The sequence below is a fragment of the Steroidobacter flavus genome, from assembly GCF_042651805.1.
Taxonomy (GTDB): Bacteria; Pseudomonadota; Gammaproteobacteria; order Steroidobacterales; family Steroidobacteraceae; genus Steroidobacter; species Steroidobacter flavus.
In genome coordinates, this window is record NZ_JBHSDU010000014.1 from 580,539 (window position 1) to 606,237 (window position 25,699).

Consider the following 25,699-nt stretch of genomic DNA (forward strand, 5'->3'; position numbering starts at 1 on the left):
GACGCGTTGCTCCCGAAGCAATCGCGCCGATATGAATTTGCTGTCGACCCCTTATTTTGTCAACAGGACTCCACGAAGGTGACCGTCGAATCAGGATTTGGATGAAAGTCAGCGTGCCGTTCCGAACTGAGGCAATCGATGCGTGTATGTATGTCAGGCTATAGATGAGCGTTGCTACGCCTCGTAACTGACGACGATCACCGCCTGAACGCCTCGAAGATCGAGGGTCGACTCCAACCATCCCCACGGAAAATTGTAGCGCGAGCCCCTGACGGGTCGAGAAACATCGCCGCACAGATCCCGCAAGAACTGATCGTGCACGCGTTGCCGCTGCTCTTCCTGCGGCAGAGACCAATCCGACTCATCCTCGCGGAGCATCTGTAACAACAGCATATCGAGCTGCTCGCCAGCGAACATCGCGCCCACACCCCACGCTTGCCCGCCGCAGTAGTGCGTTCCCAGGGCGAGATTCGTGCGCCCGGCAACTGACGGCGCTGTGCGAACGCCCGGCAAGGTCAACAACTGTTCGCTACGAACATTGGGCTCCAGAACCAGACTTCCACATGCGACGCGACCGCTACTCAGATCTATCATCGTGCAACCCCAGCCCGACTGATCTCGCGATTTTACACGCGAGACCCGAAAAATCGGGTCCGCGTGGTTGCTTCAAGGGTCTATTGTTTGAATAGCGTGCTCATCGCCTGGTGGATCCACAGCCACTCGGCGCCGGCCGCGGTTCTGGGGCTATCTCCGCGCAGTATTGCGAGCAGCTCCTGATATCGAACTGAGCGTGCGTGATGTTGCCGGTACTGCTCGAGGTGCCATTGCAGGAAGTCCCTGTTCGGTTCCCGCTTCATCGCACGCGCCGAAGCATCGAGCCATTCACGCGCCAGGGCTTCGCCAGCTGACGATGTAGGCGACTCGCCGGACGCGATTGCCTGGCGCACTTTGGCCGATATGACATCGGAAGCCTCGGCGTACATCGCGGCATCGAACTCCTCCGGCCAGGCGCCGTTCACTTCAGCTTGCGTCTGGGCAATGAAGGTTTCATCCGTGAGCATGGCCCCGATTTCGTTCCATGCATCGATCTGCTGGGGCGTCGGGTGTGCGGGCAACTCGGGGGTGCTCGCGGCGAGCATGCGTTCTTTCCACTCGTCGCTGAGAGTCTTCCCCGCACTCGCTGTATCGAGCAAACGGCGGGCGGCAGCGCGAACTTGAGTCTGGGTCAAGGTAGTCATCGTCCATAGTCTCCGTAGATCGGCTTCGGTGGGCTCATCGCACGCCAGGGTGGTGCGAATGCAATCGGCGATACGCCGCTTCGCAGTCAGCTCAGCCTCCAGGGCCTGCAGGCGCAACTCGAGCGCGTTGCGAATCGATAGTCGCCGCGCCAATAAATCGCCGATGACCTCCAGGCCGAGGCCCGCTTCCCGGAGGGTCCGGATCAGCTGCAGACGCGCCACGTCAGCATCGGAGTAGATACGATAGTTGCCCGTCGAGCGGGACAGCGGTGGCAGCAGCCCCTCATCGGAATAGAAGCGAATCCGTCGGACGGCAACGCCACTGATTCTGGCGAGCTCGCCAATGGTGTATCGGCTGTCGTTCATGGCCACTTTGTAGCTCCTCCAGCCGGTGGAAGGTCAAGTGGCGACCTGCGCTTACTCGCGCAGTGCGAACTACAACGTGTATTCGTTATCGGAAGTAGAGCCTGGATGGACCTTGCCCGGTGCGTCCGCGCCGAGCAGAGCATCGATGGACTTCCCCGAGTCGCGCCCCGGATCTGACAATCTTCGAACGCGCGTCAGACACTCATCGCCATTGCGAGCCGCCTCAAACCGCTGCAACCAGGAGGGCGATGAGCGGGATTCGAGGTTTTGGCCAATCAACTCAATCGTCAGCGGGGCTGCAACCATGCAGGCGACATAGCGAATCTGGCTGCCGTACCAGGTCTCGTCCGCATCGATAACAGGTCGCTGGACCTTGCCGGGAAGAATCATCCCGTCGATCTGGTAGTCCCATGACGGGCCACCGCATTCCGGCTGGCTGTTCGAACAGGAGGCGAGCACCACACCCACCGGGGCACCGCAGCCGTTTTCTATCCTCCAGCGAGTGAGATCCGCTGGGTCAGGATTGGAGGCGTAAACACAGTTAGTTGCGGCCCAGGGATCCGCTGCTGAGAATACGAGACCAGCCTCCTGGGACATCGCACTGCTCTTGGCTTCACGCGAGCTTGGCGCCGACGCCGTCTCGTTCCCAGTGCGATGCTTGGAGTGTCCCTCAGCAATGTATCGGCCTACGGCGGAGCTGGCGCCACGATCGGTCGGTGCAGCGGCCTTGATCGTTGCGGACATTGGTTCCCTCGACGCTTGTTTCCGCTCGAACATGCGTTCGTCAGATTGCGTAGATTTTCGCGTGTGTTCCGCCGACTCTATGGTTGGCGACAGCCGCAGCCCAGGCAGCAAACCTACCGTGAGCACAACTACTGCGGCTGTCGTCAACAGCAGAGTGACACCGATGCTGATTGCAATCCAGCCGATGCCTATGCTGCCTTTGCGAATGGAACTCCACTGGCTCATCAAATAACCAGCCAGAGCGGCGGCGGTGACGAGCAGAAAAGCGATGACCAAAGTGGAAGCGTCCACCGGGCCCTCCGAGCTGTGACACCGAACTGAATAAGAGGGTATCAAACCCGGGGCCTGGAGCAATTGGGTGAATATCATCGCCAAGCCGAACGGTTGCCCTAGCGGCACTGCAGCCAACGTGATTTTGAGGTTGCCCCTTACTCTCGAATCAATGTGAGATACGGCGTGAGCCGCACGGTCCGCAATCCAAGCGTCTGCTTCAAATGATCCAGCGCGAGAGCGGGCTGGTCGAGGGGAATGGCGCAGGTTACGTGGCGGGCCCGCAGGTCCGGATTGGTGATCTTGATCCATCCCGGCAGGTAACGATCGAGTTCGTCGATCACTTCGCCCAGCGGGCGGTCCTCGAAGCTCAGCCAGCCCCGGCGCCAGCTGGTCGCGCGGTCCAGATCGACGGAACGCACCGCTTGGAGGCCGGCGGCGGAACTGTAGGTAACGCTCTGCCCTGCCGAAAGCGTTTGGGTCTGAGGTTGCGCGCCGGGGGTGCTCATGAAAGTGACGGCAACATCGTGTTCCTCAACTGTCACGGTCGCGCCCGTTTCATCATGGCGAACGGCGAACTGCGTGCCGAGGGCACGCGCGCTGCCGCCGGCGGCTTCAACGATGAAAGGTCGCTCGCGATCCGCGGTCACTTTGAAATCTGCTTCGCCTGCCAGAAGCTCAACGATTCGTCGCTTTTCATCAAAGCGCAGCCTGACCGCGCTATCGGTGTTCAGCGTGACGGTCGAGCCATCGGGCAGCGAGACGGTGCGCACTTCGCCGACGGCGGTAAACATGTCGGCTTGCCAACGCGCTCCGTAGTTGAACGAGATCAACACCGCCAGCGCGCACACAGCCGCGGCCATCATTCCGATCAGCTTGGGATGGAAACGTCGACGGCGAGAGCCGAAGTCACGTCGGCTAACGATCACGCTGCTCGTCAAACGCGTACTGCTCGAAGACTCCACCGCGAGCTGTTCACCGACGGCAGACGGAGGAATGAGATCGTAAGTGGACCACATGCATTTGATAGCGTCATACGCCTGCGCATTAGCAGGATCGCCTGCCAGCCACGCACGGAATTCCAGATTCGCAGCCTCCGAAAGCGCGCCAGTTTCTTGACGCGCGAACCAGTCAGCCGCCTGCTCGGCAGCCGAGGTGGCCGCCCCATCCGGCGCGTTACTGTCGACCGAACGATTCATCGGCTCTCTCCGGCACCGGGAGCGCCTTCGAACTCCTGCTGGCGCGCCGTGCAATGAAGCACCGCGCGACGCAGATGTTTCTCCGCCATGCTGAGGCTGATATCGAGCCGCACAGCGATCTCTTCCATTTTCAGATGATGAAACTTGCGCAGAATAAACACCTCGCGACACCGCGGCGGCAGCTCATCGACCACCGCAGCCATGTGAGCGAGCAGCTGCTGATCGCTGAGTCGCGCATCGACCGGCCGGTCGTCCGAAACCACTTCCTCCGGCAGCGGGCCCGCGATCACATACCGCCCTCGCGCACGCTGCTGCTGGATATGATTGATCGCCAGATTCGTCGCCACGCGATAGATGAATGCCCGCGGGTTCTCGACCGCCGCTGGCAGTGCGCTCGAGCGCAGCCGCACGTAGGTCTCCTGAACGATGTCCGCCGCGGCAGCGGCGCAGCCCACCTTGCGGCGGACATGCGCGATCAGCTGGTCGTAGTGCTGCTCGAAAGCCTCGAGCAGCGGCTCGGCGAGGGCATAAGACATGAGAGCTCGGCACGGCAGCGTGAGATATATAGAGAACGTGCCGAGCTGGAGAAATCCGCAAGCCCTTACTTGAATTGCCCCCGGATCGTCAGCGCGAAACTGCGGGGCTCGCCGTACCAGTTGCCGCCAATGGTGTTGGCGACGGTCTGGTAGTACGTCCGATCGAGCAAATTGTTGACGTTCAGCGCCAGATTCCAGCGCGGATCGAGCTGATAGGCGGCCCGAACGTGCACCACTGCATAGGCGCCCTGATCGAATTCATACGGAACGCTGCCGCCGGTGTCGCAGACCACCGTTCCGTTCGGGCGTGTGACATAGCGGATACATACCGAGCCAGAGTAGTAACCCTTCGATTGCGCGTTGACGCCACCGCCGACGCTCAGCCGGTGCATCCAGCCGGTACCGGCGAATTGATAGCTGCCCCAGAGTTTCAGCAGATGGCGCGGCAGCTTGGTATTGAGTGCCCTGCCCTGCAACGCCCCTGACGCGGGTCCGCGGTTTTCGTTTTCGTTATAGGTGTAGCCCGTCGAGATCTGCAGGCCGGACAACACCTCACCGGTCACATCGAGGTCCAGGCCCTGACTGAACAGCGTGCGATCCTGCTCGTCGCTGTAACAGCAGCGATGAATGCCGTCGGTCGTCGTGTTATGCAAGGGATGGTCGATGAGCTCGAGCGGGAAGTTCTCCTGCTTCATGCGATAGAAGGACAGCGTGGCATTGAGCTTGCCGTCACGGCCGGCCCATTTGAGCCCGCCCTCGACATTGGTCCCGGTGACCGGGCCGATCGGATCGCCGGAGGGATCGACGAAATTGGCCTGCGATTGATAGATGTCGGTGTAGCTGCCGTAGGCGCTCAGCGTTTCGGTAATGTCGTACGCGAGCGACCAGGCGGGCGGCCAACTGAAGTCGTGCGTTTTGTAGGGCTTGTAGGTAACCCTGTTTCTCACATCGCCGATCTTGCCGTTCGGGCAGAGCGTCGTGCTGGTGCACAGGTCTTCTCTGGTCTCCCCGCCGTCGGCGGAGTAACTATATCGCCAGCCTAGACTGATATGCAGCGGCTCCCACACTGTCAGACGCAGGTTGGTATAGCCGCCCCATTGCGTCGAGCCCGACGAGGTCCAGCGACTGCCCGGCGGAGGGGACGCCGGTTCGGGATACACATCGGGATCGAACGCGAAGACGTCGATGGGCGCGGTGGTCGTCACACTATCGAAGGACTTGCCGCCTCCTCCATCGACCTTGGAGTAGTTGAACCCCAGCACCACATTCTGATCCTGCCCGAACAGCGTGAAACCGCCGGTCAGCGTGAGGTCCGCCGTTTTCTGAGCGCTGGCGCGTGCGCCGATACTGGTCTGTAAGACTGCGCCGGTGGACGTCAGCGGATTGATGAGCCCGGCGGTATGGGCGTATTTTTGCGATCGCTCCTGACGCACTTTTCCCAGGTTCAATTTCAGGTTCCAGGTTTCGCCCATCGCGTGCTCGACGCGCGCGAACACATCCTTCGTATCGAAGTCGTAGCGATTCCAGGGAGTGCAGAGACACGTATCGCGCGGTAAATGCAGGTCCTCGCCGTTCTGCCAGCGAGGCAGGCCCCGGATGAAGGGGACAGCGTCCTGACGCGTGCTGTTGAACCCGACAGCGAGCAACGTCCTCTCGCCCAGGTCGTACTCCAGAATCCCGTAAGCGACAGTCTTGTTCATGCTCGCGATGTCGTAGAAATACTCCTGGTCCTGATAAACCAGCACACCGCGACCGCGCAGCTTGCCGTCGAAACCGAGCGGCGCGCTCGCGTCGATCATCGTCCGATAGTTACTCCAGCTTCCCGCCATGAGCTCCGTCACAACCTTCGGCTGATCCAGCGGTCGCTTGCGCACCAGGCTGATCACGCCACCCGGCCCGCCATAGCCATTGAACAAACCATCGGCGCCCCGGAGCACTTCCGCATGGTCGTACACGCCCATATCGATCTGCGGCACGAGAGCGAAGCTGTTGCTGCCGCTATTGTTGGAGATATTCAGCGGGGCACCGCCGTCAATCTGCAAACGCTCGATGGCGAACCCGCGTGAAAAGTAGGTGGGCGTCAGGGGACCGTCGAGGCTCGAGCCCACCCCGGTGACCACGCTCACGCCCGTGGCCTGATCCATCAGCGAGCGGAAGTCGGTGAGGTTTTGATCCTGGATCCGCTGCTGTGTGATCACACTCACCGATTGCGGCGTGTCCTTGATGGACTGTGCCGTCTTGCTCGCAATGGAGAGCGCATCGCTCGTGTAGCTGCGTGTGCCTTCCGTGGCTGTAATGTCAGTCGATCCGTTTACGCCGCGTACTCCGTTCGTACCGGCACCCTCGACGCGCACGGGGCTCAGCACCCGTGTGCTGTTTGCATCCGATGCCTTTTCGACCGTGACGTTCTTGCTACTGGTGAATCTGTAGACCAGACCGGTGCCTTCGAGCAGCTTCGTCAGCGCATCGCGCGGCGCGTAGCGGCCGGAAAGACCGGGAGAATTGAGCTTGCCGGTCAGAGAGGACGAGTAGACGAGCTGAATGCCGCTTTGCTCGGCGAAGCGCATGAGGGCGCCGCTGAGCGAACCGGCGGGAATCGCGTAGTTAACGGAGTCGGCGTTCGATACCGCCGCCTCTGCCTGCGCCGCTTCAGCGAACGAAATGCTCGATACGGACACGACAAGCGCGCAGAGCACGCCGCCAATCGCCGTTGAAAACCGCCACGTATCCCGGTCCCGCAACACCATTGAAAACTCCCCGCTCATTGGATGATGTCACCCGATAAGACAGGCGAGCGGCGAAAACCCGCACGTGGCGGGCGGTCAGGATGTTTGCACGAGCCTGGCGCAGGCGTCGCGGTCGTAGGGAAGATTCAGCCGTTTGAAGCAGGCGCTGGCATTGCCGAACTTGGGGTCCCAGAGATCGGCGTTCTCCACCAGCGCACGCAGGTATCGGCGCTGAGCGTCGGTCTCGATGACGCCATTCCGTTTTGGGAACGCGGCGATCAACAACGGCCCCCATTCATACTCGACGGAACCCTTGTTCGTCACGCGGGCCACCGCGATGGCGGCATTCGCCAGCCGATCGAAATCCCGCACTTGCTGAATCAGGCGCTGCACGACATAGATCCGCGGCCGCCTCGAGAACTGCGGAGGTCGCTCGGCGAACCAGCCATCGATGTCGCCCGCATGAGCCTCCAGCACTGTGAATAGCTCTTTGATAGCGCGCTCATCCGTTGAGAGGCTCGGCGCGAGCGCCGCGCACATGCGTACCGCAGGTGAGCTGTCGCTCAAGAATGTCGTGGGCGAATATCCAAGCTCGCCAACGGCAAGCACGTAGGCGCTGCGCTCATCCGAATTGGACGTCTCCCGAGCCAGAGCGAGCAACTGCGACTCGAGCTCGGCGGCGCGATGTCGCAACGACTCGACCTTCGCAAACTTCACGACGCCCTTGCTCGCGTGCATGCGACAGATCGCATCGCCATCCGCAGCTGCTTGTAACATCGCGTCCATCAGGATCGGCGCAGCCGCGATGCATGCCAGCGTCGCTTGCGCCCCGAAGGAATTCACGGCGTCTTCATTCTCGAAGATGGCTTCGTAGATATCCTCCGCATCGAGGAACGGCTCGAGATCGAAAGCGGCCTGGCGCTCGAGCACCGCGAGGTCGTTCTCGACCCTTTCGAGCGATTCAGGCACGGCCGCCAGAAACGCCAGCAGCTCGGGTCTAATCGACTCGCCACGATCCAGGCGCGCATCCGTCAGCAATCCCGCGATGACTCGCGCCACCGGTGCCGTGGCCGGAAAAAGCGTTCCTTGATGAATGATCGCCGTCCACAAATGCTCGAGCGCTTCCTTGCGCGCTTCGGAATTCTCCCCGAGCAAAGCCCGCAGATGATCCGGCGTATCCGTCGCGCGGCCATAGGCGTGATGCAGTCTCGTCCAGTCCGTGCCTTCCAAAGCTGCCAATCCGATGAGCATGGGATCGTCCTAGAAACCTGAATGGTTCGGACTATTCTATAGTGGATGGCGCGTGCACGGCGAAGCTCAGCGCTTTGCGCGCAGGGTGAGCATCACATTGCAGCGACCGCGGCATTCAACAAACGAGCCGTATACAGACCCGCCAGCCCGGCGCCCACCACAGCAATTTCACTTTTCATCGAAGGCACACACATCTTCATGCAACAGTGGCGCAATCTTGTACCAGACATGCGCACCTTGCGACCCCACGCGCACGCGCAGCGGTTGGCCCGCGGGCAATCGCAGCCACGTCCATCGATCCAGGGTATCTATGCCATCGAAGCAGGCGCCCGCCAACACCAGTAACTCGAGCCCCGGCCCGTTGAGCAGTTCGATCTGCGCGTTCGCTTGCCACTCCTCGATCACGACGCGCTCGTCCGAGCCTTCGAAGAGAATGCGCGAAGCAGCTGTGCCCTCACCCGGCAAGCGCACGACGCGCTCGCGATCGCTCTGTTTGAATTGCCATAGCTTCACGAAGATCGTGCATCCCGATTCCGAACCGGGCGCATGACCCGTTCCCGGCGGATTGCGCACATATGTACCGGCCGGGAAATCTCCGGTTTCGTCCTGAAACACGCCTTCGAGCACTAGAAACTCCTCGCCACCCGCATGCTCGTGACGGGAAAAACGGCTACCCGGCGCATAACGGACGATCGATGTGGCGCGGGCCTTCTCAGCGCCGATACGAAACAACATGCGGCGCTCGACGCCTTGGGCGGGACTCGACACCCAATCGAGCCGGGCCCCGTGAACCACAGTGCGCTTTGCAAGATCGGCGTTCAGTAGCATGGCTCATCACTCCGCGTGACAGCTCTATTCGAGCTTATCTTCGCTTCGAGGCCAGCGCCCGGCATCAGAGCTTTTCCTGAAGCGACTGAGGGAAGGATCGGCCGGCGGCGTGCTGACGGTGACAGTCAGCCCCGCCTTCGCCGCCAAGTGGCTACTGCCACGCATGGATCGATTTCAGGCGGCATGGCCCGACACCGCGCCGGTTCTGCCTGGATCTCCCAATCACCCCTCGCCGCGCAATTGGGTTCCACATCATCACGAACCTCCCTTCCCGCAGCTGGCTCCTCTACAGCCTCCCAGATTGAGACAATCCACTCGGTGAATCCGGACACCGGGGGTGACCGATATATTCTTCTCAGGCCGCCGTTCGGACCGGGCTGAGCTGCTTACAACTAAGGCAAGATCCGCCGCCTCACGAACCGTGGCGGTGCATGTGACGCACGCGTGAGACCAGAAAGTCACGCAAGCTCGCGGATTTGTTACTGCCTGCAAACTGGCACATCACTTGTATGGTCCGGAGGGCGATCTCATCAGCAGGGTTGCCAACCGCCATGAACCAGGGACTGTCGCGCCGTGGCTTTCTGCATATGGTCGGTGCTTTCGGCGGCACCGCGGCCGTGTATCAGGCAGCGCTCGGAATGGGCCTGATGCCCGCCGTCACTCACGCTGCTCGCCCGGACATCGCGCCTTTAACAGGCAAGCGACGCAAGAAAGTTGTCATTCTCGGCGCCGGCATCGCCGGGCTCACGGCAGCCTACGAATTACGGAACAAAGGCTACGACGTTCAGGTCATCGAGGCCTCCCATCGCGCCGGCGGCCGCAATCTCACTTTGCGTGGCGGCGATCTGGTCGACGAGTGCGGTTATCCCCAGACGTGCAACTTCGATCGCGATCCCGATCTTTATTTCAACGCCGGCCCGGCCCGCATTCCGGGCCATCACTCCGCCCTGCTCGGCTACTGTAAGGAGCTCGGCGTGGCCCTGGCGCCGTTCGTCAATGACAACCGGAGCGCGCTGGTCCAGGACGATGCGATGTTCGGGGGCCGGCCCATCCGCAATCGTGAATACATCACGGATACGCGCGGCTTCATCGCCGAGCTGCTGGCGAAATCGTTACAGCCGGAGCAACTGAGCGCGCCCTTCACTGGCGCCGATTACAAACAACTGCTCGAGTACGTGCGCCAGTTCGGCGAACTGGACGGACGCTTCACCTACACCGGCTCGGGTCGCGCCGGATTCGCCAGGCACGATTACACCGGCCCGGAACGGCTCAAGCAGCCCCTGCCGATTTCGGAGCTGATGCGCTCGCGATTCATGTACGTGATGAGTTTCGGCGAATCGGACGATCAGTCCGCGATGATGATGGAACCGGTCGGCGGCATGGACCGCGTCGTCGCGGGATTCATGGCGAAAGTCGGCGACTGCGTGCGCACTCACTCGCAGGTCGAAACGGTGCGCCTGACCGGCGCCGGCGTCGACATCGTCTTCCGACACAAGGGCCAGCGCACGCTGCTGCAAGCCGACTATTGCTTGAACAGCATTCCGATGCAGCTACTGGCGGGCATCGATCATAACTTTCCGCCGGAATACGCGGACGGCTTCACCGCGGTCCAACGCGGCAAGCTGTTCAAGATCGGGCTGCAGATGAAGGAACGTTTTTGGGAGCGCGACGGCATCTACGGCGGTATCTCCTGGACCATGCAGGACATCGCGCAGCTGTGGTATCCGGCACACGGCATCCATCGACAGAAAGGCGTCATGCTCGGCGCCTATACGTTCGATGACGAGACCGGCGAGAAATTCGCTCGCCTCACGCCAGCCCAACGCATCGAGCGGGCCATCCAGCAAGGCGAAAAACTGCATCCGGGATACCGCACCTACGTCGAAAGCGGGGTGAGTATCCCGTGGCATCGAATGAACCACATGCTCGGATGCTCCGCGCGATGGGATGAATCGGTGCGCGAGCAATGGTTCAAGCGCCTGCAAGCTCCGCTCGGCGCTCACTACTTGATAGGCGATCAATTGAGTTATCACTCGGGCTGGCAGGAGGGCGCGATCCATTCCGCATTTCATGCCATTGCCGATATCGACAGACGCGTACGCGAGCAAGCGACGCAGGTGGTGGCGGCATGAAGGCAAGCAAAGCCCGGCTGCCAGTGATAGCGACAGCCGCGTTCATCACGACGGCCGTTGCCGCTGACAATTCCGACCTCTCCTATTGCACCGTGTGTCATGGCGCCCACGGCAACGGCAATCCGGCGATTCGCGCACCGAAAATATCGGCGATGGAACCCTGGTACCTCCGTCGCCAACTCGAAGCGTTTCGTGACGGAGTCCGCGGCACGCATCCAGACGACGCCGCAGGTCATGAGATGCAGCCAGTAGGCGTTCGCTTGCGCGATGAGGCTGCGATCGATGCAGCGATCACATATGTCTCGAGCTTCAAGCCAAAGACGCCGCCGACGACCGTGGCCGGAGACGCGGCACGCGGCCGAACCCTGTACGTGACATGCGCACCCTGTCACGGTCAGAACGGCGAAGGCAATCAAGCACTGAGCGCGCCGGCGCTCGCCGATCGCACAGATTGGTACCTCGTCACCCAATTGCGGAACTACAAGACTGGCTTGCGCGGCAGCGATCATCGCGATACTAACGGCGCTCAGATGCGCGCCCTCGCCGAGACGCTGCCGGATACCCAAGCCATTGACGACGTGGTCGCCTATATCAACACGCTGCGCGACCGTCGCTGACTGTTTATATTTCACCTCCCTTTCGGCCAAGAGGAATTTGATATGTCAGGCATCCGCCACGCCGCCAGTGTCGCTACTATGATCGCCGCCTCGCTGGCCTTCCAATCCAGCGCCAGTGCCGCTGATGTCGTACGCCACTCGCTCACGGGCGGCTCGAAATTCCCAATCGCTCGCGCCGTGGAAGTGCCCGCCGGCAAGACGATCATTTTTCACAGCGGCATCACCCCCACTCCAGCCAACCCCAAGGCCGTCGAAGGTTCGCCGGAATATTGGGGCGATACGCAGACTCAGGCCATGAGTGCGTTCGGCCGGATCAAAGAATCGCTGGATTCGCTCGGTCTGGGCTTCAAAGACGTGGTCGCGATGACCGTGTATCTGGTCGGCGATCCCGCCAAGGCCGGGCGTATGGATTTCGCCGGTTTCATGGCGGCGTACTCACAGTTCTTCGGCACCAAGGAGCAACCCAACCTGCCGGCACGCTCGACCGTGCAAGTGGCTGGACTGGTCGCACCAGGCATGCTGGTGGAAATCGAAGTGCAGCTCGCAAGATGATCAAGAGAGGTGGGTGAGCCCGCCGCTCACCCACCGCCTGCCACCTCAGAACTTGTAAGCCACTTTGCCGTAGTAATAACCGCCGTTGATGCCGAACGGCGAGAACGACGGATACTGCGAGACCGCACCGTTGTCGCCATCGCGGAACTGCACGGCGCGATAAGCATCGTTGCGCTTCTCGGGCATCTCATCGAACAGATTTACGGCGCCCAGCGTCAATGTGAGACCTGCCATCGCTTCCAGCGAGACCTCCAGGTTGGTGATCGGCGTGACCCCGATGGTCGTTTCATAGAACATGATGTCGCCATTGGTGGCGCCGCCGTCATTCTCGAATTGCGACGATTCGCCATAGATCAGCTCGCGAACGCTCACGCTCAGCCGGTCCCATCGGAACGTGCCGCCCAGATTCAGCACATATTCCGGCACGGTATCCTGCAGGTCTGCCAGCGCCACCTTGTCGAACAGCGCTTGCGAGGTGCCCAGCTCCGGCGGGGTGGCGCGAATGGCAGTCACCTCGGTCTTGTTATAAGTCGCAGTGGCACTCCAATCGACCTGCATCGCGCCGTACTCCGTCCGATAGTCGAACACGAGGTCCGCACCGCGCGTCCGCGTGGTCACGCCATTGGTGAACAGATTGATGCCGGTGTCGCCGCTGGCAGTGACCTCAGGGTCGAGCACGTTGCCGTTGGCGACGATGGCGTCGACGATGGCTTGTGAGAACAGCTCGCCGTCGATGGTGCCGTAGAAGGTACTCGTGGCAGCGATGCGATTGCGCACCTCCACCTCGTAGACATCGAAGGTCAGCGACATACTGTCCATCGGCCGCATGACCAGACCGAAGGAATAGTTCGTCGATTTCTCCGGCTGGAGCCCGGCGCCCAGGCCGAGCAACTGCGTGGCCGGCGAATTCGGCGGCATCTGCACGAAGGCCGTAGTCGGCCCCACGTTGGTGGCGGAGTAGTACGACTCCGCCAGCGTCGGCGCGCGGAAGCCGGTACTGAACGTACTGCGCAATGCGAAGGAAGGTCCGAAGTCATAGCGCAGCGTCGCTTTGCCGACGGAAGTGTCGCCGAAGTCGCTGTAATCTTCGTAACGACCCGCGATTCCCACCCGCAATGCTTCGGTTGGGTGGAGCGAAAAATCCACATAGCCCGCGACATTGTCGCGATCGAAACTGCCGGCATCCGCGAGACCGATGCCCGGGAAGGATTGGCCGCCTTCGAGGTAGCGCGAGCCGGCATCGCCAGGCGCGGCTTCCCACGTTTCCTTACGATATTCCGCGCCGAACGCGAAGTTCAACGGGCCAGCCATGCCGAGATCGAACGTCTTGACCATGTCGAGACTCGTCGTCCACTGGGTCGCGGTGTAAGTCCCATCGTAGAAGTCGGTCGGGGTGGCGCCTGTGGCTGCGAACAGCGAAGCATTCGCGCTATCTCGCGTGAACATATCGATTTCGTCCTTGCCGTAGGTGGACGCGATGTCCCAGCGCCATTCACCGACGCCGCCCTGAATGCCCGCTGTGAGCTGATAGTCGGTCTCCTCGATTTCCTCTCGCGGGTCGAAGCCATAGGGATACAGGTACGTGACTTCTCCCGTGTCGGGGTCCGTATGTGATACGCGGCTCGGCAGCCGGTAGTTTTCATAGGACCCGGCGTACTTCTCTCCCCAGGTTCCGAAGGCATAAAGCTCCGTGCTCTCGCCGAACATGATCCCGCTATTGAACGAAGCCAGCTTCATGTCGTACTCGGCGTCGCCGAAGATGTTGTTCAGGTACGGGTAGCCTTTGGCAAACGGCATGTTCGTGTTTGGATACGAGCCACCGCTCGCAGGGTCGACGTTCGCGGGGTTCACGACTCGCGGATCGATGCCGCCACGATCGGTATGCGCATGCTGCCGCGACTCGCCCGAGATGTTTAGAAACGAATCGTCCGACGGTGCGAATCCGATGCTGCCGGAGATCGAATCGGTGTCGCCGTCGCCGGCATAGTAGCCGCCATGCGTATAGCTGATGGCGCTGCCCGAGTCGTCCTTCTTGAGCTTGATATTGATCACGCCGGCAATGGCATCGGTGCCGTACTGAGCCGCCGCGCCTTCGGTCAACACCTCGAGGTGGTCGATCGACTCCACCGGGATGAAATTCAAATCGACGCCGGCGCCGCCCTGATAGGGCCCGCCCAGAACCGCCAGGCTCGCGGTGGTATGGCGACGCTTGCCATTCACCAGCACCAACACATGATTCGGGCTCAAGCCCCGCAACTTTGCCTGCAATGTTTGATTTGCCATGTCACCGCCAAACGCTTGTGCGGTAAACGAGGGCACGGTGTTGGCGAGAGCATTCATCAGATCCGGCTTGCCGGCGGACTCCAGTTCCGCGCCATCCAGAATCTGCACCGGCGAAGAGCTTTCGACGGCTTTCATTCCGGAGACACGAGAACCGGTCACCACGACTTCTTCTACTTTATGCTTCTCATCCGCGGCGCCATCCGCCAGCGCTTGCGATACAGCGAGCGAAAGGATGGTGCCGGTGAGTGTGAAATTGATCTTCTGAGGAATGGATCGATCTGGCCAGCGGTGCGCGGCGTTGCGCCCCTTCGAGTGATTCATGTTCATGGCATGACCTCCGAACAGGGGTGTTGAATGCTGCTGTCGTTACTAACAAACGGCACGCCCGCCGCTCCTGCCTTGGAACAGCTCATTCAGCGCACCAGCATCGACAGCGCAAAAGAAATGTTGCAATAAGTCGGCCAGACGCCTTGCCTGAGCTCGCCAGGGCGCGGACGTTGCGCCTCAACGTCGCGATGTTTCATGAACTTACAGTTGAACGTCGATTAGTAAATCATGACGCGCCGATGCCACGGATGCGGGCGCAGAGCCGGGTTCGATGCTCTGACGTGAGCCGGGCGCTTGCATACATGCTCGATCATGGCGCGGCCTGTCACGTCGGATTCGTCCCTAGAGGCTAAGGGCTACCCCTGGCTCAACTCTCCCGCCGCCGGGTCGACAACAGGGATGAAGAAGAGAGTCCAGAGCAAACTGCAAGATGCAAAACAACGGGCCAGTGACCCGGGCCGAATACGTTCTGCCCGACGACGAGGTCATCATCACGCATACGGACCTCACCAGCCGGATTACTTATGCCAACCCCGCATTCTTCGCGAGCAGCCAGTTCTCGCTCGAAGAATGCATGGGTCAGCCGCAGAACATCGTGCGTCATCCCGACATGCCCAAGGAGGCGTTCGCGGACCTGTGGGCAACCATTGGCGCCGGCCAGAGCTGGAGCGGCATCGTCAAGAATCGTCGCAAGGACGGTGGCTTCTACTGGGTCCGCGCCAATGTCACTCCCATGGTGGAAGAGCGCGGGCGCATCGTCGGCTACATGTCCGTTCGCACCAAGCCCACGCGAGCGGAGATTGCACAGGCCGAGCGCGTGTATGCCGACATTCGCAACGGTCGGGCTCACAATATTCAGATCGTTCGAGGCCGCATCCGCGACATGTCGCTGGTGAGTCGACTGGGACGGCTGGTCACGCATCTGTCGCTGGAGCGAGGCTCCTGGCTCGTGCTGGGCACGCTCATGACACTGCTCTCCGCCATCTTGATCACGAGCGTACGCTCGACAGGCATGGGCATCACCGCGTGGTTGAGCCTGGCAGCTATCAGCTTGGTCTGTGCCAATCTTTACTACGTGCAGCGATACGTAGCGAGACCGGTGCGACAGCTACAGACTGCGGCGTCGAAACTCCTGAGCGGCGACACGCAGACACGCATCTCGAGCGATGCCGTTCAGTGCATCGATGCACTCGCTGAAGGGTTCGAGCAACTGCGCGTGAAGCTGCATGGCGTGCTCAAAGACAATCACCAGGCCGCAACCGAAGTTCACGGCGGTGTCTCGCACGTGGTGAACGCCAGCAGCGATATCTCCAATCGCACTCAGGAACATGCCGCGAGCCTGGAGCAGACCGCCGCATCGATCGAGCAAATTACCGCGACGGTGGAGCGCAATACCGAAGGCGCGCGGCAGGCGGCTGGACTTGCGAACGAATCGTTCGAGCTGACCGCACGCGGTCGACGCATCGTCGGCGATATGCACGCCACGATGGGCTCGATTCTGGATTCGTCTCGGCGGATCGGAGATATCGTCGGCCTCATCGACGGCATTGCGTTCCAGACCAATCTGCTGGCGTTGAATGCCGCGGTGGAAGCCGCACGAGCCGGTGAACAAGGTCGCGGCTTCGCGGTCGTCGCTCAAGAGGTCCACAGCCTCGCGCAACGTTCAGCGACCGCCGCCAAGGAGATCAAAAATCTCATCAGCACGTCGAGCGAGGCCGTGACCCGCGGCAGCGAGCTCGCCGGCGAAGCAGAAAGCTCCATGGGCCTGGTGGTCGACTCGGTGAAACGCGTCAGCCAGATGATTCAGGACATCGAGGGCGCCAGCCGCGAGCAGGCGGCCGGCGTCGAACAGATCAGTCAAGCCGTCACGCAGATGGATACGATCACCCAGCGCGACGCGCACGCGGCTCAGAAGCTGCTGCAGACCGCGACCGACTTGCAGAGCCAGTCGCAATATATGTTTACGGCGATCTCAGCGTTCGCGATGCGGCCGGCTGAAGCGCCCGCCGCCACGCATTAGTCGGGAATAACTGCGGTCGCCTGGATCTCGACGAGCGCTTCGTCTTCGACCAATCCCGACACCTCCACGACGGCCATCGCGGGAAAATTTCTTCCCATGGTGGCTCGATAGGAGGCACCGATCTCCTTGAGCGATGCGGAGTACGCCTTGCGGTCGAGCACGTACCAGGTCATCGAGGTGACGTGCTCCGGCCCGGCCCCCGCCTCCGCCAGGATATCCACGATGTTCTGCAACGTCTGACGGACCTGACCCGCGAGATCGCGCGCCTCGAACTTGCCTTGACCGTTCCAGCCAATCTGACCGCCCACATAAATCGTTCGGCCGCGAGCCTCGATGCCATTGGAATAACCGCTGGGCTTGACCCAACCCGACGGTTGCAGAATTCGATGCGGAGTGGCGGTCATCTTGGATACGTCCTCAACTCGATGATTTCATCAGTTCGCGACCGATGATGAGCTTCTGCACTTCGGTGGCGCCCTCGTAGATTCGCAAGGCGCGGATCTCCCGATACAGAGTCTCGGTGATCTCTCCACTCCGCACGCCTCGGCCGCCGAACAGCTGCAACGCTTGATCGATGACCCACTGCGAATTTTCCGTCGCAGTCATCTTGGCCATGGCCGCCTCACGGGTGGTGGGCCGTTTCTGCACATCCCGCTGCCACGCGGTTCGCAAGGTCAACAGGGCCGCGGCATCGATGGCCGTTGCCATCTCTCCCAACCGGCTTTGCGTGGTGGGCAGATCGGCCAAGGTCGCATCAAACATCTTTCGTCCTCGTGCATGCACGACGGCCTCGTCGAGCGCACGTCGAGCGAATCCATTGGCGGCTGCCGCGACCGACGGCCGGAAAATATCCAGCGTACGCATCGCAATCTTGAATCCTTCGCCCGGCGTGCCCAACAGGTCGGTCGCGGGGACTCGACAATCGTTGAATCGAATCCGCGCCAGCGGATGAGGCGCGATGGTTTGGATGCGCTCGACAATCTCAAAGCCGGACGTATCAGCAAACACAACGAACGCGGAGATGCCGCGCGTGCCCGGCGCTTCACCCGTCCGCGCAAACACGGTGTACACGTCAGCGATGCCGCCATTCGAGATAAAGGTCTTCTCGCCGTTGAGCACATACTCATTGCCGTCTTTGACAGCAGAAGCACTCATCGCGGCGACGTCCGATCCCGCTTCGGGCTCGGTCAAGGCGAAGGCCGAAATCAATGCGCCTTGCGCGATCTTCGGGAGCACCCGGTGTTTCATCTGCTCCGAGCCGGACAGGCTGATCGCCCCCGTCCCCAATCCCTGCATGGCGAATGCAAAATCGGCGAGTCCGTCGTGATAGGCCAAGGTCTCGCGTAGCACGCACAACGCGCGGCTATCGATCTCCTCGCTTGCACCACCAAACGCTCGCGGAACGCAATGACTCAGAAACCCCGCGTCGCCGAGTCTCCGAACTAATGCCTTGCACGCGGCGTCAGCGTCCCCATGGTCGATGGCACCGAGCCCACCGGCTCGAACAAAGACATCGAGATCATTGGCCAGCGCGCGGTGCTCGGCTCCGAAGAAGGGCCACTGCAAATGGTCGCGAGAGGGAGCAAGCATGGTTCAGTTTCCCTGGAACTGCGGCTTGGACTTGCTTGCAAACGCGTCGAACGCCCGGCGGAAATCGCCCGTCGCCATACAAATGGCCTGCGCCTGCGCTTCGGCTTCGAGCAATTGATCGATGCTCATCGACCATTCCTGGTCGAGCATCTTCTTGGTCATCGAGTGCGCGAACCACGGCCCGTTGGCCAGGTCAGTCGCAAAGCGCTGCGCTTCGGACAACAACGTCGCCCGGTCATGCAACCCGTTGTAAAACCCCCAGGCGCGCCCCTCCTCCGCGGACATGGAACGACCGGTGAACAACAACTCGGCAGCACGGCCTTGACCGATGATGCGCGGAAGAATTCCGCAGGCGCCCATATCTGCGCCGGCCAGACCCACTCGAGTAAACAAAAATGCGGTCTTCGCCTCCGGCGTGGCGAGCCGGTAGTCGGAAGCCATCGCCAGAATGGCGCCCGCGCCGGCACATACACCATCGACGGCAGCGATGATCGGCTGTGGACACGCACGCATCTGACGCACCAACTCACCCGTCAAGCGAGTGAAGGCCAGGAGCTCCGGCATCGCCATCTTGGTCAGGGGCTCGATGATTTCGAACACATCGCCCCCGGAGCAGAAATTGTTGCCGGCCCCGGCCAGCACCACGACGCGCACATCGCTGGCCCGGTTCAGCGCACGAAACAAATCGCCCAGTTCCTGATAGCTGTCGAACGTCAGCGGATTCTTTTTCTCCGGCCGATTGAGGGTGATGGTGGCCACCCGCCCTTCGGCATCGGTCTCGAACAGGAAATGTTTCGGTCGAAAGCCCTGGAAGGCGATCTTACGATCCAACATCGGGTTACTCATGGATTCTGCAGCCTCTAGCCCGTCATGATCTCGCCGCCGGCGACCGCGATCGACTGCCCCGTGATCGACGATGCGCCCTCGGCCACCAGCCACGCGACGGCGTCAGCCACTTCGGCCGGTAACACCAACCGTCCTTGCGGATTACTGCGCGCGAGCGTCGCCCGCGCCTCCTCGGGAGTGCGCCCGGTCTTGCCGACGATGGTTTCGATTGCACTGTCGATCAGCGGCGTATCTGTAAACCCGGGACACACGGCGTTCACGGTGATCGACGTGCGAGCGAGCTCCAGGGCCAACGCTCGCGTTAGTCCGACCACACCGTGCTTCGACGCGCAGTAAGCGGACACGTACGGATATCCGACGAGACCTGCGGTACTCGCGACGTTAACAATCCGCCCGCTGCCGACGCGTTTGATCGACGGCAGCACCGCCTGCGTTACCAGAAAAACGCCGGTCAAGTTGATGGCGAGAACCCGATTCCACGCCGCGAGCGTGGTCTTATCGAACGAAGCGGACGGCGCTTCACCCGCGCAATTGACCAGTATCGAAACATCGCCGTGCTGCCCGATCGCATTCGCCACGCCGACTTCGACGCCCGCCGCGTCCGTGACATCGAAGTCTGGAATGGCGATCGCCTTTCCGCCGGATTGGACAATCTTCGCGGCAACCTCATTCAGCGGCGACGCGCGGCGGCCTGCCACCGACACGGAAAATCCGTCAGCGGCCAGGCGCAGAGCAATCGCCATGCCGATGCCAGTGCCACCGCCTGTGATAAATGCATGTCGCGTCATCGCGGCCGCCCCGCCGCTTCAGCGGCCGCCCGAGCGAGATTCGCCTCGTACTGACCGCGGGCTGACAAGTATTGCTTGGGCCACACCTGTGGCTTGAAGCCAATCTTGGCCGCTTCGTGAATCACAAAGAACGGATCCGCCAAGTGAGGCCGAGCGACGGCGCAAAGATCCGCGCGCCCCGCGGCGATGATGGAGTTGGCGTGATCGGCTTCCGAAATGGCGCCGACCGCGATGGTCGGGATGCCGACCTCATTGCGAATCTTGTCTGAAAACGGCGTCTGAAAGAGTCGGCCGTAGACCGGCTTCTCCTCTTTCACCACCTGCCCGGAGGAGCAGTCGATCAAGTCCGCGCCCGCGTCCTTGAACATCTGAGCAAAGATCGCCGCATCTTCGGGCGTGTTGCCGCCCTCATGCCAATCGTGAGTAGACAACCGCACCGAGATCGGCAAGTCCTCCGGCCACACAGCGCGAATGGCACGAAACACTTCCAGCGGAAACCGTGCGCGATTCTCGTGTGAGCCACCATACTCATCGTCTCGCACATTCGTGAGCGGTGACAGGAAGCTTGAGAGCAAATAACCGTGGGCCGCATGCAGCTCGAGGATGTCAAAGCCCACCTGCGCCGCGCGTTCAGCAGCCGCCACAAAGTCCGCGACGACTCGATCCATATCGGCTCGTGTCATCTCTCGCGGGACCGAAGAATGTTTCAGGTAAGGCAACGCGGAGGCCGAGATCAACGGCCAGGCGCCCTGCTCCAGCGGCTGATCGATGCCCTCCCACGCCACTTTGGTCGCGCCTTTGCGCCCCGCATGACCGAGTTGAACGCCGATCTTCGCCCCCGTTTCGTTGTGGACGAAGTCGACGATGCGACGGAACGCTTCGGCTTGCGTGTCATTCCAAAGCCCGAGACAGCCCGGCGTGATGCGAGCGTCGGGCGAGACGCACGTCATCTCCGGGAACACCAGCGCGGCGCCGCCCATCGCCCGCGTGCCCAAGTGCACCATATGAAAATCGTTGGGCACGCCGTCATTGGCCGAATACATCGCCATGGGCGAGACCACGATGCGATTGTGAAGGGTCAAGCCGCGAAGCTTGAAAGGAGTAAACATCGGCGGCACGACACCGGAGGTCGCAGGGTCGACACCTGCGCGGGCCGCGAGCCAGCGCTCGTAACCCTCCAGCCACTGCTTGTCGCGCAGGCGAAGATTTTCGTGACTGATCCGCTGCGAGCGGGTCAGCATCGAATACATGAACTGCTCGGGCTCGAGCTGATCGGCGTACCGTTCACCGACGACCTCGAACCACTCCATCGCATTACGTGCGGCATTCTGAATACGAGCCACATCCACGCGACGCACTTCTTCGTAAGCCGCCAGCACGGCCGGAATGTTTTTGGCATCGTGTCCGGCGATCTCGAACTGGCGCGTGAGCTCGATGGCATCGTCGATCGCCAGCTTGGTGCCCGACCCGATCGCAAAGTGCGCCGTGTGCGCGCTGTCGCCCATCAGCACGACATGGCTGTTGCCGTTGAAATGACTCCAGCGCTCGCAGATCAGGCGGTTGAAGTTCAGCCACGCCGAGCCGCGCAGATGCCGGGCATTGGTCAGCAGCTTGTGGCCGTCGAGGGTGTCGGCAAATATTTTTTCGCAAAAGGCAATCGACTGATCCTGGTCGGCCCGGTCGAGCCCGTGCGCCTTAAAGGTCTCCTCGGTGGTTTCGACGATGAAGGTCGAAGTCTCCGCGTCGAATTTATAGATGTGCGCCTGGAACCAGCCGTGCTCGGTCTTGCGAAAATCGAAGGTAAAGGCCTCGAACACCTTGTCGGTGCCCAGCCAGATGAACCGGTTGTTACGAACCTGCAGGTCCGGTCGGAAGACCTCCGGGTACTTGAGGCGAATCTTCGAATTAACGCCATCCGCGGCAATGATCAAATCGGCATCGGGAAACTCGGTGTCGCTATTGACCTCGCGCTCGAACACCAGCTCGACGCCCAACTCGATGCAGCGGTTCTGCAGGATATTGAGCATCTTCTTGCGGCCGATCCCCACGAACCCATGACCGGTGGTGCGGATCTTGCGCCCCTTGAAGATCAGCTCGATGTCGTCCCAATGATTGAAGGCGTCCTCAATCGTGCTGGCGGTCTCGGGGTCCCACTGACGCATCGATTGCATCGTTGCATCCGAGAACACCACACCCCAACCGAAGGTGTCGAAGGGCCGGTTGCGCTCCACCACAGTGATCTGGTGCGCGGGATGCTTGCGCTTCATCAACAGCGCGAAGTACAGCCCGGCCGGACCGCCGCCAATGCACACGATTCTCATGAGCCCACCGAAATTGGTTGATGCCTAAAATATGCGCCTATAGACTGGCGAGCGCAAGCTGCGATGGTGGGAGCCGATATGACCTTCACGACCCAGGCCCAGGTGCGTTTCGCGCACGTGGATGGCGCCGGCATCGTTTTCTATCCGCGCTATTTCGAGATGTTGAATGGCGCGGTCGAGGATTGGTTCGAGTCCTTGGGGTGCCCGTTCAACAGCATGCATCGGCAGCGCCAGATGGGCGTGCCGACCGTCAAGCTCGAGTGCGAATTCCTAGCGCCCAGCGAGCTCGGCGACGTGCTCACCATTCGCATCGAGCCCACCCGCCTCGGGCAGTCCAGCTGCACGCTGAACTACTCCGTCTCCGCCAATGGCACTGAGCGGCTGCGCGCCTCGGGCGTGCTGGTCTGCATGAATACGGCGCTGAAGAAATCCATGCCTTGGCCGGAGGACCTGCGCCCCCGGATGCGGGCAGCAATCGGCATTGTCGAGCGCCCCACACTCTTTTAGCATTAAAGTATCCCGGATCCGCCCATGTCCACCTCCTCCTCAGCGCCACCGCCCGCCTTCGCCGAAAAGCTCGGCGGCGCGCCTCATAGCAAAGCGTCCCTGCGCCTTTGGCTGCGGCTGCTCAGCTGCTCGATGATCATCGAGCGGCGCGTCCGGGCCCGCCTCGAGCAGGATTTCGAGTCGACGCTGCCGCGTTTCGACGCGATGGCGGCACTGGAGCGCGAGCCGGACGGCCTCACCATGAGCCAACTGTCCGCCGCCCTGCTGGTTTCCAATGGCAATGTCACGGGCATCGTGAACCGCCTGATCGAGGAATCGATGGTGGTACGCACGTTTGAATCCGACGACGGGCGGGTAGCCACGGTGCGGCTCACCCGTAAAGGCCGGGAATCGTTTCAGAAGATGGCGCGGGCCCACGAAGCGTGGGTCGACAAAATGTTTGCGGGCTTGAACGAGCGACAGATCGAGCAACTGATGAAGCTGCTGGCCGACGTCCGGCATTCGATCGACGACAACCCGGTCTAAGCGCTGTCCAGCAGTGCCGCGCAGTTTTCGTTCTTCGCCAGGCCCGGATCGACGAAAGCAACGATTGCGGCAATCGGCGTGAGCACGGCGCCGATTGCGGTCGCGACTGCGCCCTGCGTCGCCACCTTACCCACATCCACGCCGATGCTCGGATCGCGCAGGTGCCCATGGACCTCGACCGGCGTGCGCAGTCGCGCGATGCGAAGTTTTTTCGGCTCGCCCTTGATGGAAAGATCGAGCTCCTCGGGCCCCAGACGAATCTCGCCACGGCCCTGGATGCGCACATCCTTCGTGTCGAAGACCACATTGTCAGCGCGCATCCTACCGTCCTTCACCTCGAATTGAGCGACCCCGCAGCGAATCGGCGCCTTCTCATCGTCGCCTTTCAACAGCAGCCCCAAGCCGCGCGCGACGTTGATGCCGGTGAGCTCGGCGAACGCCGCGTTGACCTGTCCGCTCGGTAAAATGAACGAGACGCGCCCGTCTGCATCCGCCATCAAGTCGTGCACCGAATCCCCCTGGCCCTCGATGACGGCTCGCCCCTGGAGCACACCGGTCAATGGCGGCTGTGCATCGGGCTTCTTGCCTTTCAACTGATCGAGCTGCACATCCTTCGCCCGAAGATCCAGCTTGGTCTGCGGAATCTTGCCGCGGGCATCGATTCGAGCGGTGCCGCTCAACTGACCTTGGGGCAGTTCGAGCTCAAACGGCGCAAGGGCTAGCACGCCATCGTCCAACTTCACGTGAAATGCAACCTTCTGCATAGGGACCGAGCCTGCATCGATGGTCCGCGCTTCGAATCGCACATCCGCATCCATGGCACGAACGCGATCGACCTGCAGATGCGACGTTGGAAACAAGCGCGCGTTCGGATTCTTCGCCGCCGGTTTCGATGCCTCAGCCGCACCTTCCAGTGACCCAGGAGTCTCTGGCTCGGAACCCAGCGAGGCCGCGAGGTCCTTCAGTCGCAACTGCCGAGAGTGCAGATCTCCTGTGACGGCAGGTCGCTTCCGGGACGCATCGATAGTCAGCGCACCGCCGATATCGCTCTGTCCAACCTTGCCTGCCAGCTTCGTCACCTTCACCATCTTCACGTTTCGCTCGACATGCGCTGACAGCTCAAACGGCGGCGTGTTGGGCAACGCAAGCTGCGTCAGATAGTAAAGATCGGCGAGGTCGCCGCCTTTCGCATGAACGTTGAGTGCGACCTTGCCCAGATCGAACGGCTTCTTGACCGTGCCGTCGGACTCGACCCGAATATCCCCTGCCCGCACTTGTAACTTGAACGGATACGGCTCGTCCGGATCGAGATTGATCAACGGGCCGCCGCCCACGCTTAGATTGAACGGCTGTTCGTTGATCGTGCCCTTGCCCTTGACGTGAAAAGCGAACGTTTCTTTCTCGGCAATGGACTCGTGCGCCTGCACGGTGCCATCGACTTTGAGCTTGAGAATCTCGTCGCGAATCGTCAGCCGACCGTCGTCGATCAGAAAATCCCGGATCACGGGCAGCTTGGGCGGCTTGCCTGCGGGTGCATTGCTGGGACGCGTGTTCTGGAATGTCCAATTCGCGCGTCCTTGAACGTCGCGATGCAAGTACACCTCGGGCCGCACCAGCTCGACCCGCGGCAGGATGATGTCTCCTTTGAATAACGGCAGGAGTTTCAGCTGCACGTTGAGCCGATCGATGCGCGCCATCGGGCGGTTCGCTTCCCAAGGCGGGTTGCCGATCACCAGCCCTTCGACGCTCGCCCGCGGTGTCAGCGACCATAGGTGCACATCGAGCGGCCCGTCGATCTTCACCGTCCGACCCGACCGCGCGCTGGCCATTCGCTCGACCGGGCCCTTGAGTCGGTTCCAATCGGCGAAGGCCAATAACAGCAGGATTAGAACGAACAGTCCGGCCACGCTGAGGGCGGTCCACTTCAGCACGGCTCGCCAGGTCGGTGATCTCAATCGACGCGTTGGGGAGTTGGCCTCCATCTCCTTCAGCTCGTATAACCCGTGCAGCTCACCCCCTAACGATCGGCCACC

At 61.4% G+C, this 25,699-nt stretch carries 21 protein-coding genes and 1 pseudogene; 7 read left to right on the forward strand and 15 right to left on the reverse strand.

Going from position 1 to position 25,699, the window contains the following annotated elements:
* Positions 1-174: 174 nt before the first annotated feature.
* From ACFPN2_RS25245 to ACFPN2_RS25280, 8 genes are all read right to left on the reverse strand, one after another.
* Entirely contained in the window at positions 175-594 is a 420-nt protein-coding gene (locus ACFPN2_RS25245; protein ID WP_380601777.1) for a hypothetical protein, read from the reverse strand.
* A gap of 80 nt (positions 595-674) precedes the next feature.
* Positions 675-1,604, reverse strand: a complete 930-nt coding sequence (locus ACFPN2_RS25250; protein WP_380601779.1) for a MerR family transcriptional regulator — start codon at positions 1,602-1,604, stop codon at positions 675-677.
* Positions 1,605-1,673: 69 nt separating this feature from the next.
* Complete coding sequence (locus ACFPN2_RS25255) at positions 1,674-2,639, reverse strand: hypothetical protein (RefSeq protein ID WP_380601781.1); 966 nt, start codon at positions 2,637-2,639, stop codon at positions 1,674-1,676.
* 137 nt (positions 2,640-2,776) lie between these two features.
* Positions 2,777-3,817: a FecR family protein gene (locus ACFPN2_RS25260; RefSeq protein WP_380601783.1), complete on the reverse strand. Its 1,041-nt coding sequence runs from the start codon at positions 3,815-3,817 to the stop codon at positions 2,777-2,779.
* Positions 3,814-4,353: an RNA polymerase sigma factor gene (locus ACFPN2_RS25265; RefSeq protein ID WP_380601785.1), complete on the reverse strand. Its 540-nt coding sequence runs from the start codon at positions 4,351-4,353 to the stop codon at positions 3,814-3,816. Before ACFPN2_RS25265 ends, ACFPN2_RS25260 begins: the two co-directional genes overlap by 4 nt.
* A gap of 65 nt (positions 4,354-4,418) precedes the next feature.
* Complete coding sequence (locus ACFPN2_RS25270; RefSeq protein ID WP_380601787.1) at positions 4,419-7,100, reverse strand: TonB-dependent siderophore receptor; 2,682 nt, start codon at positions 7,098-7,100, stop codon at positions 4,419-4,421.
* Between the two features lie 75 nt (positions 7,101-7,175).
* On the reverse strand, positions 7,176-8,330 hold the full coding sequence (locus ACFPN2_RS25275) for a hypothetical protein (RefSeq protein WP_380601788.1): 1,155 nt from the start codon (positions 8,328-8,330) through the stop codon (positions 7,176-7,178).
* Positions 8,331-8,498: 168 nt separating this feature from the next.
* Positions 8,499-9,158, reverse strand: coding sequence for a cupin domain-containing protein (locus ACFPN2_RS25280; protein WP_380601790.1), 660 nt, complete (start codon positions 9,156-9,158; stop codon positions 8,499-8,501).
* A gap of 70 nt (positions 9,159-9,228) precedes the next feature.
* Between ACFPN2_RS25280 and ACFPN2_RS25285 the strand changes: the two are divergent.
* From ACFPN2_RS25285 to ACFPN2_RS25300, 4 genes and pseudogenes are all read left to right on the forward strand, one after another.
* Positions 9,229-9,354, forward strand: a pseudogene (locus ACFPN2_RS25285) (LysR family transcriptional regulator); the annotation flags it as partial.
* A 355-nt stretch (positions 9,355-9,709) separates the two neighbouring features.
* Positions 9,710-11,290, forward strand: coding sequence for a flavin monoamine oxidase family protein (locus ACFPN2_RS25290; RefSeq protein WP_380601792.1), 1,581 nt, complete (start codon positions 9,710-9,712; stop codon positions 11,288-11,290).
* Positions 11,287-11,907: a c-type cytochrome gene (locus ACFPN2_RS25295; protein ID WP_380601794.1), complete on the forward strand. Its 621-nt coding sequence runs from the start codon at positions 11,287-11,289 to the stop codon at positions 11,905-11,907. The genes ACFPN2_RS25290 and ACFPN2_RS25295 overlap by 4 nt, the downstream gene beginning before the upstream one ends.
* A 42-nt stretch (positions 11,908-11,949) precedes the next feature.
* Positions 11,950-12,459 (forward strand): RidA family protein, encoded by a 510-nt coding sequence (locus ACFPN2_RS25300; RefSeq protein ID WP_380601796.1) that lies wholly within the window; start codon positions 11,950-11,952, stop codon positions 12,457-12,459.
* A 45-nt stretch (positions 12,460-12,504) separates the two neighbouring features.
* Here the strand turns inward: ACFPN2_RS25300 and ACFPN2_RS25305 are convergent, their stop codons facing one another.
* Complete coding sequence (locus tag ACFPN2_RS25305) at positions 12,505-15,069, reverse strand: TonB-dependent receptor plug domain-containing protein (protein WP_380601798.1); 2,565 nt, start codon at positions 15,067-15,069, stop codon at positions 12,505-12,507.
* Positions 15,070-15,499: 430 nt separating this feature from the next.
* On the opposite strand from ACFPN2_RS25305, the gene ACFPN2_RS25310 reads away from it, so the two are divergent.
* Complete coding sequence (locus ACFPN2_RS25310) at positions 15,500-17,089, forward strand: methyl-accepting chemotaxis protein (protein WP_380601800.1); 1,590 nt, start codon at positions 15,500-15,502, stop codon at positions 17,087-17,089.
* On the opposite strand, the gene ACFPN2_RS25315 is transcribed toward ACFPN2_RS25310, so the two are convergent.
* From ACFPN2_RS25315 to ACFPN2_RS25335, 5 genes are read right to left on the reverse strand one after another with little or no spacing between them, the layout of a single operon-like run.
* Positions 17,086-17,493, reverse strand: a complete 408-nt coding sequence (locus tag ACFPN2_RS25315) for a RidA family protein (RefSeq protein ID WP_380601802.1) — start codon at positions 17,491-17,493, stop codon at positions 17,086-17,088. The genes ACFPN2_RS25310 and ACFPN2_RS25315 overlap by 4 nt on opposite strands.
* Positions 17,494-17,506: 13 nt before the next feature.
* Positions 17,507-18,679, reverse strand: coding sequence for an acyl-CoA dehydrogenase family protein (locus tag ACFPN2_RS25320; RefSeq protein WP_380601804.1), 1,173 nt, complete (start codon positions 18,677-18,679; stop codon positions 17,507-17,509).
* 3 nt (positions 18,680-18,682) lie between these two features.
* Positions 18,683-19,525 (reverse strand): enoyl-CoA hydratase family protein, encoded by an 843-nt coding sequence (locus ACFPN2_RS25325; protein WP_380601806.1) that lies wholly within the window; start codon positions 19,523-19,525, stop codon positions 18,683-18,685.
* Between the two features lie 14 nt (positions 19,526-19,539).
* A complete protein-coding gene (locus ACFPN2_RS25330; RefSeq protein ID WP_380601807.1) occupies positions 19,540-20,313 on the reverse strand; it encodes an SDR family NAD(P)-dependent oxidoreductase in 774 nt (257 codons plus the stop codon).
* Positions 20,310-22,634 carry a bifunctional salicylyl-CoA 5-hydroxylase/oxidoreductase gene (locus ACFPN2_RS25335; RefSeq protein WP_380601809.1) on the reverse strand — a complete coding sequence of 775 codons (2,325 nt, stop codon included), beginning with the start codon at positions 22,632-22,634 and terminating at the stop codon, positions 20,310-20,312. Before ACFPN2_RS25335 ends, ACFPN2_RS25330 begins: the two co-directional genes overlap by 4 nt.
* 78 nt (positions 22,635-22,712) lie before the next feature.
* Here ACFPN2_RS25335 and ACFPN2_RS25340 point away from each other — a divergent pair, with 78 nt between their 5' ends.
* Both ACFPN2_RS25340 and ACFPN2_RS25345 read left to right on the forward strand, forming a co-directional pair.
* Positions 22,713-23,141, forward strand: coding sequence for an acyl-CoA thioesterase (locus ACFPN2_RS25340; RefSeq protein WP_380601811.1), 429 nt, complete (start codon positions 22,713-22,715; stop codon positions 23,139-23,141).
* A 132-nt stretch (positions 23,142-23,273) separates the two neighbouring features.
* On the forward strand, positions 23,274-23,666 hold the full coding sequence (locus tag ACFPN2_RS25345; RefSeq protein ID WP_380601813.1) for a MarR family winged helix-turn-helix transcriptional regulator: 393 nt from the start codon (positions 23,274-23,276) through the stop codon (positions 23,664-23,666).
* Here the strand turns inward: ACFPN2_RS25345 and ACFPN2_RS25350 are convergent.
* On the reverse strand, positions 23,663-25,621 hold the full coding sequence (locus ACFPN2_RS25350; protein WP_380601815.1) for an AsmA family protein: 1,959 nt from the start codon (positions 25,619-25,621) through the stop codon (positions 23,663-23,665). The two genes, ACFPN2_RS25345 and ACFPN2_RS25350, sit on opposite strands and share 4 nt — an antisense overlap.
* Positions 25,622-25,699: the final 78 nt, after the last annotated feature.

Excerpts from the sequence above, each read along its gene's own strand:
- ACFPN2_RS25340 (WP_380601811.1), top strand. The coding sequence starts at position 22,713 with ATGACCTTCACGACCCAGGCCCAGGTGCGTTTCGCGCACGTGGATGGC.
- ACFPN2_RS25345 (WP_380601813.1), top strand. The coding sequence starts at position 23,274 with ATGATCATCGAGCGGCGCGTCCGGGCCCGCCTCGAGCAGGATTTCGAG.
- ACFPN2_RS25260 (WP_380601783.1), bottom strand. The coding sequence starts at position 3,817 with ATGAATCGTTCGGTCGACAGTAACGCGCCGGATGGGGCGGCCACCTCG.
- ACFPN2_RS25270 (WP_380601787.1), bottom strand. The coding sequence starts at position 7,100 with ATGGTGTTGCGGGACCGGGATACGTGGCGGTTTTCAACGGCGATTGGC.
- ACFPN2_RS25250 (WP_380601779.1), bottom strand. The coding sequence starts at position 1,604 with ATGAACGACAGCCGATACACCATTGGCGAGCTCGCCAGAATCAGTGGC.
- ACFPN2_RS25315 (WP_380601802.1), bottom strand. The coding sequence starts at position 17,493 with ATGACCGCCACTCCGCATCGAATTCTGCAACCGTCGGGTTGGGTCAAG.
- ACFPN2_RS25330 (WP_380601807.1), bottom strand. The coding sequence starts at position 20,313 with ATGACGCGACATGCATTTATCACAGGCGGTGGCACTGGCATCGGCATG.
- ACFPN2_RS25335 (WP_380601809.1), bottom strand. The coding sequence starts at position 22,634 with ATGAGAATCGTGTGCATTGGCGGCGGTCCGGCCGGGCTGTACTTCGCG.
- ACFPN2_RS25275 (WP_380601788.1), bottom strand. The coding sequence starts at position 8,330 with ATGCTCATCGGATTGGCAGCTTTGGAAGGCACGGACTGGACGAGACTG.
- ACFPN2_RS25265 (WP_380601785.1), bottom strand. The coding sequence starts at position 4,353 with ATGTCTTATGCCCTCGCCGAGCCGCTGCTCGAGGCTTTCGAGCAGCAC.
- ACFPN2_RS25290 (WP_380601792.1), top strand. The coding sequence starts at position 9,710 with ATGAACCAGGGACTGTCGCGCCGTGGCTTTCTGCATATGGTCGGTGCT.
- ACFPN2_RS25300 (WP_380601796.1), top strand. The coding sequence starts at position 11,950 with ATGTCAGGCATCCGCCACGCCGCCAGTGTCGCTACTATGATCGCCGCC.
- ACFPN2_RS25305 (WP_380601798.1), bottom strand. The coding sequence starts at position 15,069 with ATGAACATGAATCACTCGAAGGGGCGCAACGCCGCGCACCGCTGGCCA.
- ACFPN2_RS25325 (WP_380601806.1), bottom strand. The coding sequence starts at position 19,525 with ATGAGTAACCCGATGTTGGATCGTAAGATCGCCTTCCAGGGCTTTCGA.
- ACFPN2_RS25310 (WP_380601800.1), top strand. The coding sequence starts at position 15,500 with ATGCAAAACAACGGGCCAGTGACCCGGGCCGAATACGTTCTGCCCGAC.
- ACFPN2_RS25280 (WP_380601790.1), bottom strand. The coding sequence starts at position 9,158 with ATGCTACTGAACGCCGATCTTGCAAAGCGCACTGTGGTTCACGGGGCC.
- ACFPN2_RS25295 (WP_380601794.1), top strand. The coding sequence starts at position 11,287 with ATGAAGGCAAGCAAAGCCCGGCTGCCAGTGATAGCGACAGCCGCGTTC.
- ACFPN2_RS25245 (WP_380601777.1), bottom strand. The coding sequence starts at position 594 with ATGATAGATCTGAGTAGCGGTCGCGTCGCATGTGGAAGTCTGGTTCTG.
- ACFPN2_RS25320 (WP_380601804.1), bottom strand. The coding sequence starts at position 18,679 with ATGCTTGCTCCCTCTCGCGACCATTTGCAGTGGCCCTTCTTCGGAGCC.